Source organism: Chryseobacterium sp. FR048, assembly GCF_056844665.1.
Window position 1 is genome coordinate 368,771 of the sequence record NZ_JBXDSE010000005.1, and the last position, 16,029, is coordinate 384,799.

Consider the following 16,029-nt stretch of genomic DNA (forward strand, 5'->3'; position numbering starts at 1 on the left):
TGCTTTTATCTTGGTAGTCTGCTTGCTCTTTTCAGAAGTTCTTTATTGATTTCGTTGATCAATTCCGGGCCTTCGTAGATAAATCCGGTGTATAGCTGGATCAGACTTGCTCCGGCATCCAGTTTTTCCATAGCATCTTTTGCTGAGTGTATTCCTCCCACCCCAATGATAGGGAAAGCTCTGTTACTTTTGTCGGAAAGATATTTGATCATTTTTGTGCTTCGCTCACGAATCGGTTTTCCGCTTAAACCTCCGTTTCCTATTTGTTCCAGAACTTCCGGTGAAGTCTTTAATCCTTCTCTGTTGACGGATGTGTTGGAAACAATCACTCCATCGATCTTTGTTTCTGCCATCAGTTCTATAATCTCATCCAGCTGAGTGTTATTAAGATCCGGTGCTATTTTAAGTAATATCGGCTTGCGAACCGCTTTTGTTTCGTTTATTTTCTTTACTTCCGTAATCAACTCGCGCAGGTATTCCACATCTTCAAGCTTGGCGTGGCTTCCCACATTCGGACAGCTTACATTCAGTACAAAGTAATCTACATGCGGATGAAGGCCTTCAAAACAATCCAGATAATCCTGGGTATAGTTTTCAGGTTTTGTATCGGTATTTTTCCCGATGTTCCCACCGATGATTATTTTTCCTTTGTTTGATTTCAGCTTTTCAATAGCAGCCTCAAGACCATCGTTGTTGAATCCCATTCTGTTGATGATTCCTCCATCTTCTATAAGACGAAACAGTCTTTTCTTAGGATTACCAGCCTGAGCTCTCGGAGTTACTGTCCCAATTTCAACAAACCCGAAACCTAAGTCTCCCAATTCGTTGAACAAAACAGCGTTTTTATCAAAACCGGCAGCCAGTCCTACAGGATTTTTAAATTTTAATCCGAAAACTTCTCTTTCCAGACGTTTGTCTTCAACAGGTTTTGGGAAAAATAATCTGGTAAGAAATCCAAAATTCTTGAGCATTGAAAAAGTAAAGTGATGTACTTCTTCAGGATCAAATTTGAAAAGAATCGGACGAATGAGCGATTTGTACATTGAAAAAAAGTTTTACAAAATTACTCATTTTAAAATTAATCTCTCGTTAACCTATGATATTTTATCAAAATGCCTGATATATAGTATCTATAAGCCAGTAAGAATTTGTATACGCTGCAAACGAGTGAGCTATTTTAACGCTACGATCGCAGAGAAATATGATCATCCTGAAAATATTTTTGTTCGCAAGGGCGTTTCACTAAGCGAAGGGAGCGCTATCATCCTTGTCAAGGTTTTAAGCCTTGAGAAGAATGATACTGGCTCAGATCAAATTTCAGAATATCTCCTACTCTTTTAAACTCATCATCTATCGTTGCATTTATCGTAATTCTTTCGTTAGAAACAGGATGATTGAAAATCAACTGATGTGCATGGAGCGTCATTTTATTGATGCCAAATGTTTGAAGCCACAACTTATTCTGTTTATTACAACCATGTTTTCTACAACCTAAAATAGGGTGCAAAATATGTTTAAAATGCTTTCTCAACTGATGAAATCTTCCCGTTTCAGGAATCGCTTCCACTAGGCAATATCTCGAAGTCTGATGTTTTAAAAAAGGTAAATCTATTTCCGAAGTCTGCAAACGGCGATAGTTTGTAACAGCATTTTGCTTGACTTCATTTTCATTGATCAAATCATAATCGATCGTTTCTTCTTCTTTTGCCCAACCCCGAAGAATTGCCAGATATTTCTTCTCCACTTCACGCGATGCAAACTGCTCACTCATGATTCTAAGGGTATCTTTATCTAAAGTAAACATAAGAACTCCTGAAGTTTTTCGGTCCAACCGATGTACAGGATATACTTTTTGCCCAATCTGTTTCTTCAACTCCTGAATAGCATAAGTATCGGCTTCTCCGGCATAAAAAGATTTATGAACCAACAGTCCGCTGGGTTTGTTGATCGCAATAATATGCTCGTCACGATAAAGAATTTCTAACATGGGGCAAAAGTAAAGATTTTCTGCTGATTCTTCTCTCAGGTCCGGAACGTTAATGTTTTAACCGGGAGTTATTTTCTAACCCTAATGGTTTTTTGAAACCCGTTAGGTTTTATTAGCCCTGATTGAGCGGCATGTCTGAGCTCTTTTTTGGTTTCGGCGGCGGCTTTGCCGCCGCCGAAAATAAAAAAAGCGAGTAGCGAAAGCAGGTTCCCGGCTCCTAAATTGCTGCATTATAAAAACTTCCATCTTCACGCTTCCATCTTCCCACATTTTCACTATTTTTGCACCTCAGACGTAAAAAAATTATGGCAAAGCAAGAAGATGTTTTCAAGAAAGTAATTTCTCACGCTAAAGAATACGGGTTTATTTTCCCTTCCAGTGAGATCTATGATGGTTTATCCGCTGTTTATGATTATGGACAGAACGGAGCCGAACTAAAAAATAATATCAAACAATACTGGTGGAAAGCGATGGTACAGCTTAACGAGAATATTGTGGGTATTGATTCGGCAATTCTGATGCACCCAACGACATGGAAAGCATCAGGCCACGTAGACGCTTTCAACGATCCATTGATTGACAATAAAGATTCTAAAAAACGTTTCAGAGCAGACGTTTTGGTAGAAGACTATTGTGCTAAAATTGAAGATAAAGAGAACAAAGAGATCGAAAAAGCAGCGAAGAGATTCGGTGAGGCTTTTGATAAAGATCAGTTTGTAGCTACAAATCCTAAAATCCTTGAATACAGAGCAAAAAGAGAAGCTATTCTTTCAAGATTGGCCAAGTCTTTAGAGAATGAAGATCTTGCTGATGTAAAAGCTTTGATTGAAGAGCTTGAAATTGCTGATCCTGATACGGGTTCTAAAAACTGGACAGAGGTAAGACAATTCAACCTGATGTTCGGAACTAAACTGGGAGCTTCTGCTGACAGTGCAATGGATCTTTACCTTAGACCGGAAACGGCTCAGGGAATCTTTGTAAACTTCTTAAATGTACAAAAAACTTCTCGTCATAGGCTTCCTTTCGGGATTGCACAGATCGGTAAAGCATTCAGAAATGAGATTGTTGCAAGACAGTTTATCTTCAGAATGCGTGAATTCGAACAGATGGAAATGCAGTTTTTCGTAGCTCCGGGAACGGAACTTGAGTTCTACGAGCAGTGGAAGCAAAAGCGTCTGAACTGGCACAGAGCTTTAGGTTTAGGAGATGAGAACTACAGATTCCACGATCACGAAAAGTTAGCTCACTATGCGAATGCTGCGGCTGATATTGAATTCAACTTCCCATTCGGATTTAAAGAATTGGAGGGTATTCACTCAAGAACAGATTTCGATTTAAAAGCTCACGAAGAGCATTCGGGAAGAAAGCTTCAGTTCTTCGATCCTGAAAGAAATGAAAACTATGTTCCTTATGTAGTGGAAACTTCAGTAGGTTTAGACAGATTATTCCTTTCTATCTTCTCACATTGTTTAAGAGACGAAGTATTGGAAGACGGTTCAGAAAGAACAGTATTATCTTTACCTCCGGCATTGGCTCCGATTAAAGCTGCGATCCTTCCATTAATGAAAAAAGATGGTTTAGCAGAGTATGCGGAGAAGATCTTCAACGACCTGAAGTACGATTTCAACTTATTCTATGAGGAAAAAGATGCGATCGGAAAGCGTTACAGAAGACAGGATGCTATTGGTACTCCTTACTGTATCACCGTTGACCACGATTCTCTTACTGATCATACAGTAACCATCAGAGACAGAGATACGATGCAGCAGGAAAGAGTTCCTGTTTCAGAGTTGAGAAGAATTATCGATGAAAAGACCAACTTCAGAAATCTACTTTCTAAGATATAATGCAAAAAGCCCTGAAAAACTCAGGGCTTTTTTATTTTTTATCGATTATACATAAATATAGTATAGAAATTATTATTTTTAGCAAAATTTAAAAACTAAAATAATAATAACCATGAAAAAAATATTTATTGCCTCACTGGCGATGGCAACGATCGTGAGTTGTGTATCCAATGATAATCCTGCGGACCACAGAGACAATACTAAAAAAAACAACGGTTCTTCCCACCTTCTCAAAAAAGCAACCCTACTTGTACAAGGCGATCCGCCTTATGTGGTAGATTTCAAATATAACGGAGACAAAATAACAGAGTCCTATAGTGCAATGGATGATGAAAAAATCATTTTCACCTATAATGGAGATTATATTGCCAAAACGGAGGAATATCTCGGCGGTGTACTGATCCTTACAAGAGAATTCTCTTATTCTAATGGAAAACTTATTGCAGAAAAGGTAACGGACAAGAAGAAAGGAACCCTTGTTTACACCCAGAATTACCAGTACGTGAGCGATACTCATATTAAGTTTAATGAATATAGAGATGCAACGTACAATCCAGCAACAGGAACGTATTCCAATCTTTTATTTGCCCAGGTGGATGCCTATTTAACCAATAACGGGAATGTTGCTTCGGCCAATTACACTTACGGAGGAACGACCTATAATATTACCAATTCTTATGATAATTCCAACCATCCGATGAAAGGGGCAAAAGGTTATATACAGATCAATATGCTTAATACGAGTGATGGTCAGATCTCCTTTAATAATTTATTAAACCAGACCGAAAAATATTCGGGGACAACGAATGGGATCAACAAACTTACGGCAGTTCATACGATCGGGAGTGACAACTATCCTACCAAGACTGTTCAAACTTATGATATTTCATCTTATGGAACGAGTACCAATACGGCACTTTACGAGTATTATTAGCCATAACCCTATTTTATAAATTAAGCCTTGAATTTTGATTCGGGGCTTTTATATTTTAATGATCGGATTGAAAAAAATGGGTAAAAAACCCTGTACTGAAACAGATTTTCAGATATATTTTTCATGAATAAATATAAAAATAGCTTATTTGCTCCTTTATGTTAATTTTTATACTCAAATTATTCTAAATTTGTCAGAGACCGATTCATAAAACAATGAGAATATTAAAGTATATGATAGGCGGAGCTGTGGTAGGTGCAGCCGCTGCTTATTTTCTGGGATACGATTATTTATTTAGCGGCATCTCCAAAACTTACCTTAAGGGAAAATCAAGCGCTTATATTGATGACGGAGATCTTTTCCCTAGCAATCCCATTGCTACAGAGGAACCTAAACTATGGGAAGAAGATTCTGAATACAACAAAAAAGAATTACCTAAACATTTAGTTGATGATTTAACCCATTCCCGAACAGCTGCTTTAGTAGTCGTCCGAAATGGAAAAATCCTTCATGAGCAATATTGGAACGGTTATAACCAGCTTTCCCAGACCAATTCTTTTTCTATGGCAAAAGCGGTCACGGTAATGCTTTTAGGTAAAGCCCTGGAAGAAGGTATCATTTCGTCAATAGACGACAGGCTTTCAGATTTTTATGCTGAGTTTAAAGAAAAGCCTTTCGGAGATCATGTTACGCTTAAAAATTTAGCTCAAATGGAATCTGGTCTGGATTGGGACGAAAACTACAACAATCCGTTTTTACCGAATGCTAAAGCCTATTATGGAAAAAGTCTGGTAAAAGCAGTATTCTCAAGAAAGTTTAAAGAAGAGCCGGGAACAAGATTCGAATACCAAAGCGGTGCCACCCAGCTTTTGGGTTTTGGTATAAGAAAAGCTTTGAATCAACCGCTGGCCAGTTATCTGTCTGAAAAATTCTGGGTTCCGCTGGGAATGGAACAGAATGCCAAATGGAGCACAGATGATCACGGAATGGAAAAAACCTATTGCTGTATTCATTCTAATGCCAGAGACTTTGCCAAACTGGGCCTTTTATTCCTTAATGATGGCAAAATAGGAGATCAGCAGCTTCTCAATTCCGATTTTATCGAACTGATGAGAACTCCTACCGAAAAATCTGACAACATCTATGGAATGGGCCTTTGGATCAATCATGACAATCCAATTCAACATTATTATTTCCTTGGGCTGCAGGGTCAGTATATCATCATGGTCCCAGAATATGATATGGTTATTGTAAAAACGGGAAGCTATTCTAATAACCCTAAAAATGACAGAGGAAGGCCGGATCAGGTAAAATTCCTTGTCAATGAAATCACCCAGTTATTCCAATAAAAACGATGGAGAAATACAGTCCGAAAATTGATGCTTATATTGAAAAATCCCAGGATTTTGCAAAACCTATTCTTAACTATATCCGTGAAATGGTCCATGAATACTGTCCTGATGCAGAAGAAACCATGAAGTGGAGTTTTCCCCATTTCATTTACAAAGGAAAAAATCTTTGTGCTATGGCTTCTTTCAAACAGCATTGTACTTTTGGATTCTGGCTGGAAAAGGAAATGAAAACCATGCAGGAAATCACCCAGGATATTGAAAAAAATGCCATGTTCAGTTTAGGAAAAATTACCCGAATTGAAGATCTTCCATCTAAACCTCAGCTTAAAAAAGCGATTAAAGAAGCAATGGACCTTACCGATATGGGGGTTACTATGAAGAAAGCAGCTCCTTCCAAAACGGAAATGGAGGTTCCTGATTATTTTCAAGCGGCCTTAGATGCCAATGTAAAGGCTTTGGAGGTGTTTGAAAAAGCATCCCCGTCATTCAGAAAGGAATATATCAGCTGGATCACAGATGCCAAAACTGAGACGACCCGCAATAAGCGAATGGAACAGGCTCTGGAGTGGATTGCAGAGGGGAAAGGGAGAAACTGGAAGTATGAGAGAAAATAATATTTGAGAAGTAACCGAAACTCATTGAGATAACGGTCTATTTTAGGATGACTCATTATATTATTTTCCTGTAAGAATTCACCAATTACCTCAACATCATGATTAAATTCAGAAGAAGAGAAAATATTATTAAAAAAAATAATTCTCTTGAAAAGTTAGTCTTCTTTTTATACCTATAATCTACACCAAAAGATAGTCCTAAAAACAATAATCCTATAACTGTTGAAAAAATAGTCCTTGTAATAAGAGCAGGAATAAATTCATCTTTAACAATTTCATCCCAGTTTTCTGCCGTACCCATCCAAAGATTTGACAATAATAATAAACTTAGGAATCCTATGGTGTATAGTATTGCTTTTAACAGGATATAGGTCTTATTTTTATGTATGTATTCCATATTGATTATATATTATATTGTCATCAATTCTCACAAAAACAGGTGTTACTGGGTGTTGTTTTTGAGCTATTCTTATTAAAATGAGTGCAAAAGTATTCTTTTTATCTCCTCATAAGAAAATTTACCCCTTAGGAATAATGTGAATTTTATCACATTCCGAATTTTAGTTTTTATCTTCTAAAACTTAAAGACTTCATGGTCATACACGCAAAACACTGATATAAAACAAGTTGCATTTAAAATATTTCTCATATTAGAAACCTGCGATTATCAAAACCGTAGTAGATAGCTTTATAATGTTGAAAGTTTAATGAAACCTGAAATTCGCTTCCGGCAATGTATTCTTTTTTAGAAATGCCTCGTATTCCGGAGACAGCTTGGCACGGCCAAAAGTATTTTCTCCACTCATGCTTCCAAGGCGTACCTTATCTTTCCCGAATTTTCTGTTCATGGCATCCATTGCTTTCATCACGGGAAGATGCTGATTCTGTATATCTTCTTCGAAAAGGCTGATCTGTCTCTGATCTTCAGGAACAAAGTCATTCACCATCACGCCTGCTCTTTTATAATGAAATCCGTCTCTGTAAATAGCTTCAAAAAGCTCATTCACCACTCTTCCTATCAATATGGAAGAATTGGTAGGATTGGGAAGGATCTGGGTCATTGCATTTCTGTACTCAGGGAGATCTTTTCTGAAACGGTTCGTCTGCACAAATACGGTAATCATTTTGCAGCAGGTATTTTGCTTCCTCAGTCTTTCTGAACAATACATTCCAAAGGTTTCCACCCGTTCCCGGATCTCTTCTTTTTTCGTCAGCATCTGCATAAAGCTTCTGGTAACTGCTATAGATTTTTTGGGTGAAGGAGCATCCAGTTCCAATTGTCGAATCCCTCTCAGTTCATTGATCATCCTTACTCCATGAATGCCCATCACTTTCCGAACCCACATTTCGGGTTTCTGAAGAAGATCCCAGGCTTTGTAGACTCCGCTGTCATTCATTTTGGCAGCCAGCTTTCTTCCTATTCCCCAAACGTCTCCTATATTAAGCCATTTCAATGCTTTTTCTATTTTTTCAGGAGTATCCATAATATAAACTCCATTAAATTTCTCCGGGAATTCTTTTACGATCCTGTTGGCCACTTTACATAAGGTCTTGCTTGGAGCAATACCGATACTTACAGGAATATTTTCTCTCTCCTGGATCTCTACTTTGATTTTAAGGCAATATTCGTGAATATCAATATATTTAAAACCTGTCAGATCCAAAAACAGTTCATCAATACTGTAGACCTCATATTCCAAAACATATGAACTTGCAATGTTGATGACCTGCTGGCTTTTGTAATTATACAATTCAAATTTTGCAGAAAAACTCTTTACATCATGTTTTTGAAACAGCTCTTTATATTTGAATGCCGGAGCAGCCATAGGAATGCCCAAATCTTTTGCTTCTTTGCTGCGGGATACAACACATCCATCGTTGTTGGAAAGAACCACAACGGGTTTGCCTTCAAGATCGGGATCTAAAGTCCTCTCGCAGGAAACAAAAAAATTATTGCAATCTACCAGCGCATACATAGCAATTGTATAGTAAATATCTACACAAAATTATTGTTTTTAAAGAATAAAATAATCTTTTAGACTAGAATTAACACCATATTTAACATTCTGAAAAACAAATAAATAATATTTTTTTAATACGACACGTTTTGTCGCATCAGGCTGGTAACTTTGTTTTCAAAAACATTTTATGAATGCTCTCAAATCATCCTTAAACGCTCTTCTTCCAGGTCGATCTGGTACAGCTGGTGTCGTATAATCTCTTCATTGACCGAAATATCTTTATTAAGATCTGTAAGGAACTGCCGCTGGCTTTCCAGCATTTCAAAAAGAACGGCTTTAATCTTGTCATCCATCCAGTCTGTATTATTATCCTGATTTTTTTCTTCCCAATGTTTCAATATCCTTTCAATCCCTGCATGGCTGTGCCGCTCACTTTCGTGTTTGCTTTTTAGAAAATGATAAACATGCTGTTTCAACTTCTGCTTAACTTCCTGTCTTGCCTTCTGGTCACTTTCTTCGTCTATAAAATCATCAAATGCATGCCCATATTTTATAAAATAAGGCAACGTAAGTCCCTGTACCAAAAGAGTAAGCAGAATGACCACAAAAGTAATAAACAAGATAAGATTCCTGTAGGGAAAAGGATTTCCATTTTCAAGGGTTACGGGAATCGCTAATGCCGCAGCCAATGACACCACACCCCTCATACCTGTCCATCCAAGCAATAGCGGCATCATAAGGCGCCTCCTCGTTGAAGAAGCCCTGGGCGCTACGGTTGGACGGAAGACAATCGTTGCGATCATCGCCGCATATGAGCTCACGATTCTTGCAGCAATGAGAATAACCGTTACCCAGACTCCATACCGGATGGCCGTCCCCAGAGGAATACCTTCCGAACGTAATCCGCCTACAATCTCAGGAAGTTCCAGACCGATGATCAGAAATACAATTCCATTCAGGATAAATACAAAACTCTCCCAAACGCTATATCCTCTTATACGGCTAGTGCTGTTTAAAAAAATCATCCGTTTATTCGACATGTATAAACCGCCAAATACAACCGCCAATACCCCGGAGCAATGAAACTGCTCTGCCACCCAATACATCAGATAAGGCTCAATGAGCGTCAGAGCAATATCTGAAGAAGCATCCGTAGGCAGGCGTTTATGAGCCTGTACGAAAATCCAGGCAAGCAAGAAACCTATTCCGGCGCCCCCAATGATCATCCATAAGAAATTCAAGGAGGCTTCCTGCCACACAAACTGTCCGGTTCCCACCGCAATCAGGGCAAAACGAAAAATGATCAGTGAAGAGGCATCATTCAGTAAACTTTCTCCTTCAAGAATGGCAGATGTGGTTGCCGGGATCTTGACAAATTTCATAATGGCTCCCGTACTTACCGCATCTGGAGGAGAGACAATTCCACCCAACAGAAATCCTAATGCAATAGTAAATCCGGGAATAAAGTAATTGGCCGTTACCGCAACAGCCAGCGCTGTAAAAAAGACTACCAAAAAGGCAAAACTTCCAATAATGCGCCACCATCTCTTCATTTCCTTAAAAGAAATAGACCATGCAGCTTCAAATAATAAGGGAGGCAAAAAGATAAAAAAGATAAGATCAGGGTTGATCTTTACTGTTGGAAGGCCGGGAACAAAGCTCACAAGCAGTCCAAATACAACCAATAAAATAGGGTAAGCAATTTTCAATTTGGTAGCCCACATATTCAGGAGCACAATGGCCGCTATCATTGCCAGAAAGAAAGGTAAAATCGTATGCATTTAATCATGTGTTTTTTATCAATCATATTTACTACTTCTATTTGATTTTTAAAAATTTAAAGCCACTTTTTTATTATTTTTTTAATGAAACACCACTCTGTACTACTTTAAAATTTTAATTAAAATACGTCAAGTTTCGTCGCATCTGTGCTATACTTTTGTTATACAGAAGAAAAATATTATGGATAAAGTAACATCAGATCGAATTCAGAAACTTCACCCGTTGGTAAGAGATGAAGTGAAACAGATTATTAAAGAATGTGACGAAGCACTTACAGGAAGAGCCAGAATAAGAATTACCCAGGGACTGAGATCATTCGAGGAACAGGAAAGGCTCTATGCTATCGGAAGGCTTACTTCAGGAAAAAAAGTGACAAATGCCAAGGCGGGACAAAGTATTCACAATTATGGCCTTGCGGTAGATATATGCCTGATCATCGATAGAAAAACTGCAAGCTGGGACACGGCAAAAGACTGGGACAATGATAAAGTTGCCGATTGGTACGAATGTGTAAAAATCTTTGCCAGACACGGCTGGGACTGGGGCGGAAACTGGAAAACCTTTAAAGACCTTCCTCACTTCGAAAAGAAGGAAATTCCGTCGGAAAAAGGATCCATTAAAACCAGCTGGAGAACGCTTTTAAAAATGCCGAGAGATAAGGAGGGCTATGTTAAACTGTAAATGATAAAACTATTTTAACATCATCAGCATGTAAATTTCACAAAAATTCTGAAGAAAAACCACTTGATTTTTTAATAATACTCTCAAAATACCATTCTTAAAAAAACTTACAACCCACTGATTTACAATTGTATTTTTTCATTAAAATTGATCGAAATAATTATAATACGACAAGTTCTGTCGCTTCTCCGCCCTACCTTTACTTTACAAGAAAACAACGAAAAAGCAGTAAAATCTAAATACGGAACACCCGGTTTTCTTACAAAAACAAATGGTTCCGCAGATTTAAGATTGCATGTGTCCTTTTAAAAAAAAACTTAAAAATATCACATGAAAAAAACAACCATTCTTTCTTTGGACGGGGGCGGAATAAGAGGAATCATCACCTGTATTATTCTACGCTACATAGAAGAGCAGCTACAGCATTATGATAAACCGGGCGCAAAACTCGGAGATTATTTTGATCTGGTGGCAGGCAGCAGCACAGGAGGTCTGATTGCTTCTATTATTCTATGCCCCGATGAAACCCGGAAAGCAAAATATTCTATTCGGAAAGGATTGGAATTGTATGCTGAAAAGGGCGGAGACATCTTCCAGGTTTCCTTTTGGGAAAAACTGGTGAATCCTTTTGGATTATTGAATGAAAGAATTTCTCAGGAAGCGCTTGAGAAAAATTTGAATGATTTTTTTGGAAATTTAGAGTTAAAAGAATTAATAAAACCATGTTTAATAACAAGTTATGATATAGAAAACAGAAGGGCAAAACTTTTCAATTCGTGGGAAGCGCACCTCAGCACGGATAATTTCTATGTGAAAGATGTCTGCAGAGCAACTTCCGCGGCCCCTACCTATTTCAGTCCCGTACAGATTAAATCGATGTATGGACAGATCTTCAGCCTGATCGATGGCGGAATGTTTGCCAATAACCCGGCCCTTTGTGCATATGCAGAAGCCAGAAAAATTCCTTTTGCAGAGGTTTTGAAAAATCATCAGAAAGCCAATCATCCTGCGGTGAATGATATGATCATTATTTCGATCGGAACAGGAATTGAAGCTCGACCTTATCCGTTCAGAAAGCTTGAAAAAGCAGGAAAAATAGGCTGGGTAAGCCCTATTATCGACATTCTGATGTCTGCCAATGCAGAAACTGTAGATTATCAGCTCTGCCAGATGTTCCAGACTTTAGGATTAAGAAATCAAAAAAACTATTACCGCCTGAATCCGTCACTGAAAAACGCTTCACCGGCAATGGATAATGTAAAAAGATCCAATATTGAGAATCTGATCCAGGCCGGACTGAGCTATATTGATGATAACAGAGAAACTCTGAACCAGATTGTTCAGAAACTTATTAAAAACAAAATATAAGCTTTTAACCTTATAATCAGCTCATATAAGCTTGTGAGATTATATCGAAAAAAAGTAAAAATATTTTTATAACACGTCAAGTTTTGTCGCTTCGCCCCACTACTTTTGGAGTATAAAACAAAGCAACAAAACAGTAACCCATAAAACTTTAAAAAGCCTTTGAATTCAACATTCGTCCGTGCTGAACAGCCCGAAATATGTTCACAATATCACCAAAACCTTACCTCACAAAACATGGAAGCAACCCATCACAACATAGACCCAGTCTTCAATGAAGATCTCTATACGATAGAATGGAGCGACATTGAACATGCAGAGATAGACTATGAAAACTATCTCGATGATATTGAAAATTTCTTCCGAGAGGATTTTGAAGACGACATCCTTGAAGAAGACTCATTTTAAAATAAAACTTTAAACACAACACGTTCTGGCTGTCCATCTAATAACCATGACATTTCCATAATCTGCATACCGCAGTCTCATTATCCTTTCTCAAATCCTTTGAATTCACCATTCACAAAATGTTGGACAGCCAGAACTGTGTTTAAAAATCCCGGATCCAATCACAACACACTATACTTTTCTTTTAAAAGACTAAAGAAGCGGTCTTATCAAGCTTCAGCTATTAACTTATTATTAATCACAACCTTTTATGAAAACAAAAGAAGAATTAAAACTCCTTTTTGAAAATGGAGATACCCCAACACAGGAAGATTTCTGGGAATGGCAGAATTCGTACTGGCATAAAGACGAAAAAATTGAGATGACGAAAATTGCCGGCCTGGAGAATGGACTTCCCCGTTTTAATGACTTTTATGCAGGAATAGATGAAGCTGGAAATGCCTCTTTTGCACATTTACAGATCAAAAAAATATTTATTCAAGCCGGAACATTATATATTCCGGAGCGCTTTGCCTTCAATATGTATATGTCTGAAGTATATCTGGTAGACAGTATCATTAGCATAGGTATAGATGCTTTCAGCAACAATGTCATAAAAAACATTACGCTTCCCAAGCAATTGAAAACGATCAGCGAGCGTGCTTTCATGGTCAACAACCTGTCTTCGGTGGTCATTCCTGACGGTGTGAAAGAAATCAAAGACTCAGCTTTCGAATACAACCAGATTACGTCATTGTACATTCCGCCTACCGTTTCAAAAATCTACCCTAAGGCATTCAGCCATAATCCGAATCTGACAGCCGTAAAACTGGACAAGTATACCCAATATTATGCAGATGCATTTGATCCCGGCACACAGGTTACCGGAGGAACTCTTATCGCTGACATGTAAATCTAAATCCAACAAATGAAAACAAAACAAGAACTAAGAACTTATTTCGAAAACGGAGACATCCCGGTACAGGAAGAATTCTGGGAGTGGCAGGAGTCCTATTGGCATAAGGGCGAAAAACTTCCTCTGGACAATATCGATTATGATTTTTCCCAAAAGGCCAATACCAATGCATCGAATTTGAATCCGCAAAATGTACAGCTTTGGAAAGATAAAATCGAAACTCAGACCTCTATTCAGAATCCTCAACTGAATGGAAATATCCTAACCGTATTTTATACAGGTGAGAATGGAGTTCAGCAAAGCAAATCGATAGACCTCAGCAATCTGGTTACCCGGGACATCAGCATTGAAAATGCAGTATATGATGCTTCTCAGAATATTATTACAATTACCCAGACTAACGGATCTGCCTTTCATATTAATCTTTCGGAATTCAGTATTATTTCAACCACCAATGCTGACGGAAGTGTGACATTGGCTCAGGAAGGCCAGGATAAAGTGATCTTACACAAAGTGGCTGTTTCCGGAAGTTACAATGATCTGAAAGACAAGCCTTCTTTTACAGGTAATGATACTTTACAGACTGTTATTGACAGAGGCAACTCGACTACCAAACCTATTGTATTCAGCCCTTCTGAAGGCAGAGCCGGTGAATTGGGTTTTAACAAAAGTACCTATTCATATTATTGGGGAAATCTAAATAATGCTCATACCGGAGATTATGCTTTAGGAATCGGTTATAATGCCTTATCAAAGCTCACCACAGGTTCAAATAATGTTGCAGTGGGTTCTTATGCCTTAAATGAAACAACCACAGGAAGATGGAATACGGCAACCGGTGTTTCAAGTGGAACCAAACTAACAACCGGAGATTTCAATGCTTTTTTCGGAACCCAGGCAGGAACTGAAACAACAACCGGAATCGGAAATACTTACATCGGAGATGAATCCGGGAATAAAAATATCACAGGAACTCATAATACCGCTCTTGGTATTGGAGCAGGATATTCTTTAACAAACGGGACTAAAAATACTTTCCTGGGAGCTTTTGCCGGAAATATTCATGGTAAGGCAACAGGATCAGGAGCATGGGGTTACAATACTTTTGTAGGGTATAATGCGGCCTCAACGACCCATGCTATGGGAGTCTGGGGAGACAATAACGTCGTTATCGGCTGTAACGCTCCATTAGGAGGTTCTACATTCAATAAGCTGGTTATTGATTCTTATACAACTCCTCAAAGACATGATCAGGTAACTCCTTTTATTCTGGGTGATTTTGCTGCAAGGACTTTGAATTTTGATGCTGTAATCAGTGCCAAAAGAACCCCTCTGGCAGATGGAACTTATTCGAAGGTAGCCGTAATGAATGCCAATAATACGATTGGTTACAAAAACCTTTCTGATTTTCAGAATTATCTTCCTATTACAGGGACAGAAGTCAACAAACCTTTTTCAGGACATATTCAGTTTGAGCATGCTGAAGGAGAAGAATTTGAATCCCTATTGTACAAAACCAATACAGTAGACGGAATTCAAAACCAGGTAGGCTTTTTCCCGGGTGGTGTTTTGATTACATCAAGTACTTTAGACCATTCCATACGGTCAACTGTTGATGTGAGCAATGATACCGGGGTATTGGCGTCAGCTTATGGTGCAAAACTGAGTTTAAACAATACGGAGGCTTCTTTAATGAATTTTTCAGATCGTGCGACAAGGAAAGGAATTAGTGTCAGCAACCATTCTGATGAACCAGTTATGGTTGAGCACCAATCACCCAACGCAAGAGGTTTAAGCTCTGAAACGTATTTTGGAGATTATGCCCAGGAAAATGATTATATCCAGAAAAAGTATGCTGACAGGCAGCATTCTTATACGACCAAAGAAGAACTAACAGGAGGAACCTGGATCGACGGTAAGCCTGTTTACAAAAAGACACTGTATTTAAACCAGATTCCAAGAACAGGGGAAATTGATCTAAGACCGGAATTCCCGGAACTTGAGACCATTATTTCCAACGAGATGTTTACAGAATGGTATGATCTGAAAGCTGCATTTGCAGGCAATCAATGGCGTACTAAGGCCTACATCACCATCGAAAGAGACATGGCCAGAATAGAGCTGATGAATGTTCCTGATTATGATTATTCTCTTATCAACTCATTTACTCTTACTCTTGAGTACACAAAAAAATAAATACAAA

14 protein-coding genes are annotated in these 16,029 nt (G+C 38.2%); 9 read left to right on the top strand and 5 right to left on the bottom strand.

The features are described from left to right. Positions 1–5: 5 nt before the first annotated feature. Together AC106K_RS16375 and AC106K_RS16380 are read right to left on the bottom strand one after the other, a co-directional pair. On the bottom strand, positions 6–1,043 hold the full coding sequence (locus AC106K_RS16375; RefSeq protein ID WP_482446539.1) for a quinone-dependent dihydroorotate dehydrogenase: 1,038 nt from the start codon (positions 1,041–1,043) through the stop codon (positions 6–8). Between the two features lie 227 nt (positions 1,044–1,270). Then, positions 1,271–1,987: a pseudouridine synthase gene (locus AC106K_RS16380; RefSeq protein WP_482446540.1), complete on the bottom strand. Its 717-nt coding sequence runs from the start codon at positions 1,985–1,987 to the stop codon at positions 1,271–1,273. Between the two features lie 305 nt (positions 1,988–2,292). Between AC106K_RS16380 and AC106K_RS16385 the strand changes: the two genes are divergently transcribed. From AC106K_RS16385 to AC106K_RS16400, 4 genes are all read left to right on the top strand, one after another. Next, a complete protein-coding gene (locus tag AC106K_RS16385; RefSeq protein ID WP_482446541.1) occupies positions 2,293–3,834 on the top strand; it encodes a glycine--tRNA ligase in 1,542 nt (513 codons plus the stop codon). Positions 3,835–3,946: 112 nt separating this feature from the next. Next, entirely contained in the window at positions 3,947–4,768 is an 822-nt protein-coding gene (locus tag AC106K_RS16390) for a hypothetical protein (RefSeq protein ID WP_482446542.1), read from the top strand. Between the two features lie 215 nt (positions 4,769–4,983). Continuing rightward, positions 4,984–6,117 (top strand): serine hydrolase domain-containing protein, encoded by a 1,134-nt coding sequence (locus AC106K_RS16395; RefSeq protein ID WP_482446543.1) that lies wholly within the window; start codon positions 4,984–4,986, stop codon positions 6,115–6,117. 5 nt (positions 6,118–6,122) lie between these two features. Further along, entirely contained in the window at positions 6,123–6,734 is a 612-nt protein-coding gene (locus AC106K_RS16400; RefSeq protein WP_482446544.1) for a YdeI/OmpD-associated family protein, read from the top strand. A gap of 85 nt (positions 6,735–6,819) precedes the next feature. Here the strand turns inward: AC106K_RS16400 and AC106K_RS16405 are convergent, their stop codons facing one another. The 3 genes from AC106K_RS16405 to AC106K_RS16415 all read right to left on the bottom strand — a co-directional run bounded on the left by AC106K_RS16405 (position 6,820) and on the right by AC106K_RS16415 (position 10,476). Next, positions 6,820–7,131: a hypothetical protein gene (locus AC106K_RS16405; protein WP_482446545.1), complete on the bottom strand. Its 312-nt coding sequence runs from the start codon at positions 7,129–7,131 to the stop codon at positions 6,820–6,822. Between the two features lie 307 nt (positions 7,132–7,438). Beyond that, the gene (locus AC106K_RS16410; protein WP_482446546.1) at positions 7,439–8,710 is read right to left on the bottom strand and encodes a Y-family DNA polymerase; all 1,272 of its coding nucleotides are present in this window, start codon (positions 8,708–8,710) and stop codon (positions 7,439–7,441) included. Positions 8,711–8,892: 182 nt separating this feature from the next. Then, complete coding sequence (locus tag AC106K_RS16415) at positions 8,893–10,476, bottom strand: Na+/H+ antiporter (protein ID WP_482446547.1); 1,584 nt, start codon at positions 10,474–10,476, stop codon at positions 8,893–8,895. A 181-nt stretch (positions 10,477–10,657) separates the two neighbouring features. On the opposite strand from AC106K_RS16415, the gene AC106K_RS16420 reads away from it, so the two are divergent. The 5 genes from AC106K_RS16420 (at position 10,658) to AC106K_RS16440 (ending at position 16,022) form a co-directional block, all read left to right on the top strand. Next, complete coding sequence (locus AC106K_RS16420) at positions 10,658–11,158, top strand: M15 family metallopeptidase (protein ID WP_482446548.1); 501 nt, start codon at positions 10,658–10,660, stop codon at positions 11,156–11,158. A 330-nt stretch (positions 11,159–11,488) separates the two neighbouring features. Continuing rightward, a complete protein-coding gene (locus tag AC106K_RS16425; protein ID WP_482446549.1) occupies positions 11,489–12,526 on the top strand; it encodes a patatin-like phospholipase family protein in 1,038 nt (345 codons plus the stop codon). Positions 12,527–12,685: 159 nt separating this feature from the next. Beyond that, complete coding sequence (locus AC106K_RS16430; RefSeq protein WP_482446550.1) at positions 12,686–12,931, top strand: hypothetical protein; 246 nt, start codon at positions 12,686–12,688, stop codon at positions 12,929–12,931. A 250-nt stretch (positions 12,932–13,181) separates the two neighbouring features. Then, complete coding sequence (locus AC106K_RS16435; protein WP_482446551.1) at positions 13,182–13,823, top strand: leucine-rich repeat domain-containing protein; 642 nt, start codon at positions 13,182–13,184, stop codon at positions 13,821–13,823. Between the two features lie 15 nt (positions 13,824–13,838). Further along, positions 13,839–16,022 carry a hypothetical protein gene (locus tag AC106K_RS16440; RefSeq protein ID WP_482446552.1) on the top strand — a complete coding sequence of 728 codons (2,184 nt, stop codon included), beginning with the start codon at positions 13,839–13,841 and terminating at the stop codon, positions 16,020–16,022. Positions 16,023–16,029 lie beyond the last annotated feature (7 nt).